This is a genomic window from Rubrivivax sp. A210 (assembly GCF_904426505.1).
Lineage (GTDB): Bacteria > Pseudomonadota > Gammaproteobacteria > Burkholderiales > Burkholderiaceae_C > Rubrivivax.
Window position 1 is genome coordinate 1 of record NZ_CAJGBN010000061.1, and the last position, 1565, is coordinate 1565.

A 1565-nucleotide genomic window follows, 5' to 3' on the forward strand; every position below is an offset into this window, starting at 1 on the left:
TAACCCCTCGCTCAAGCGGAGCGCCAACGGCAGGCCACCAGGCCCGGTCTGGCGGTACGCGGTACATTTTCGCCAGCCCGGGCCTGGCGTCCTGCCGTCGTCGCCCGCTTAGCTCGAACGTTAGGCCTCACAGGAACCAGTGTTGGCGCACCACCCGCCAAAACAGCCTCCGTGGCAATCCCAAACTTTGCAGCCTCCCCGGACTTTCCCTTAAGCGTTCCCCCAAGCGTGAGGGCCTCATTGATGACTTTTCTGCGTCCGACTACTTGCCAAAATCAAGGCGATTGCGTTCAATCCAGTCATGTCAGCTTTGTAACGCTGTCGCATAAAACACGTTAGGCTTCACAAAATGCCCTCCTACCCAACTCGCCGCATAGCTCTAGCTCTGATGGCATTTGCTCCCACAATGGTAGCCGTCGCAGAGGAATCCAGAGGTATATTTGGACTCACGGTGAAAGTTGATTCAGATGGAGTATTCAATCCTACGCTCAAGAGTGTACTTATCCAAAGCGTTCAATCTGGTATGCCCGCTGCCCTCGCAGGCATTGTTGCGGGAGATTTAATTCTTGAAGTTGAAGGCGGCAAGGTTGCAGGAGCCAAGGCATCCACGATGGCAGACAGAATGAACAAGAAGCCAGGGGAACAAGTAACCTTAAAGCTTCGTCGGGCAAACGGAGAAGCATACGAAGTAACGCTGGTAGCAGTACCGCCGAGGCACTGAATCGTCACGCCACCAGGTGAAGCCTAACCCCTCGCTCAAGCGGAGCACCAACGGCAGGCCACCAGGGCCCGGCCTGTGGCACAAGGTGCATTTTCACAGCCCGGGCCCTGGCGTCCTACCGTCGGCGCCCGCTTAGCTCGAACGTTAGGCCTCACAGCCACAAGCACAGCATGCTCACAGTCACCGAACCTGCGTTGCTCATTCGCATCGCCAAGTTGCATCGCCCAGGAATGACGCCCCAGCAGCTCTACGAGGCTACGCGAGGTGTATGGAAGCTGGGCCCCGACAAGGACAGTGCTGAGTACGCACTCAGTATCGCGGGCGGGGTTGTTCAGGAGGTATACACGGTAGCAACTTGGCATGGGGCCGGAACAACGCCGTACACAACGCGGCCGCTCACGCAAGTCGCAGTTCCAAACCGCTGGGAGTTCTCAGGAAAGGTCGCGCCAGCAGCGATCCGAGACAAGTATGTCGGCAAGAACATCGCGCACTACTTCGCCAAAGGCAACGCCAGCCCCGTGAACTACGTGAACATCAAGCACGCGTAGGCCAGCAGCCGGTCTCAAGCAACCAATGCTCAACCCTCAGTCATTGCAAACCACGGTGAGGCCTAACCCCTCGCTCAAGCGGAGCGCCAACGGCAGGCCACCAGGCCCGGTCTGGTGGTACGCGGTACATTTTCACCAGCCCGGGCCTGGCGTCCTGCCGTTGGCGCCCGCTTAGCTCGAACGTTAGGCCACGCAAATACACTCACCTCGGCAGCTTTCACGACATCCACCAGCCGCACTAAATGCATCCCCTCATCAGCATCACTGCGGCTCAGAAGGCGACCAAATTCCGCGAG

2 protein-coding genes are annotated in these 1565 nt (G+C 58.3%); both read left to right on the forward strand.

What is annotated here, in order from left to right; translation table 11 throughout:
• Positions 1-349: 349 nt before the first annotated feature.
• Complete coding sequence (locus JMV16_RS21120; RefSeq protein WP_236580641.1) at positions 350-721, forward strand: PDZ domain-containing protein; 372 nt, start codon at positions 350-352, stop codon at positions 719-721.
• Positions 722-891: 170 nt separating this feature from the next.
• Entirely contained in the window at positions 892-1269 is a 378-nt protein-coding gene (locus JMV16_RS21125; protein ID WP_201496303.1) for a hypothetical protein, read from the forward strand.
• Positions 1270-1565 lie beyond the last annotated feature (296 nt).

Excerpts from the sequence above, each read along its gene's own strand:
- JMV16_RS21120 (WP_236580641.1), top strand. The coding sequence starts at position 350 with ATGCCCTCCTACCCAACTCGCCGCATAGCTCTAGCTCTGATGGCATTT.
- JMV16_RS21125 (WP_201496303.1), top strand. The coding sequence starts at position 892 with ATGCTCACAGTCACCGAACCTGCGTTGCTCATTCGCATCGCCAAGTTG.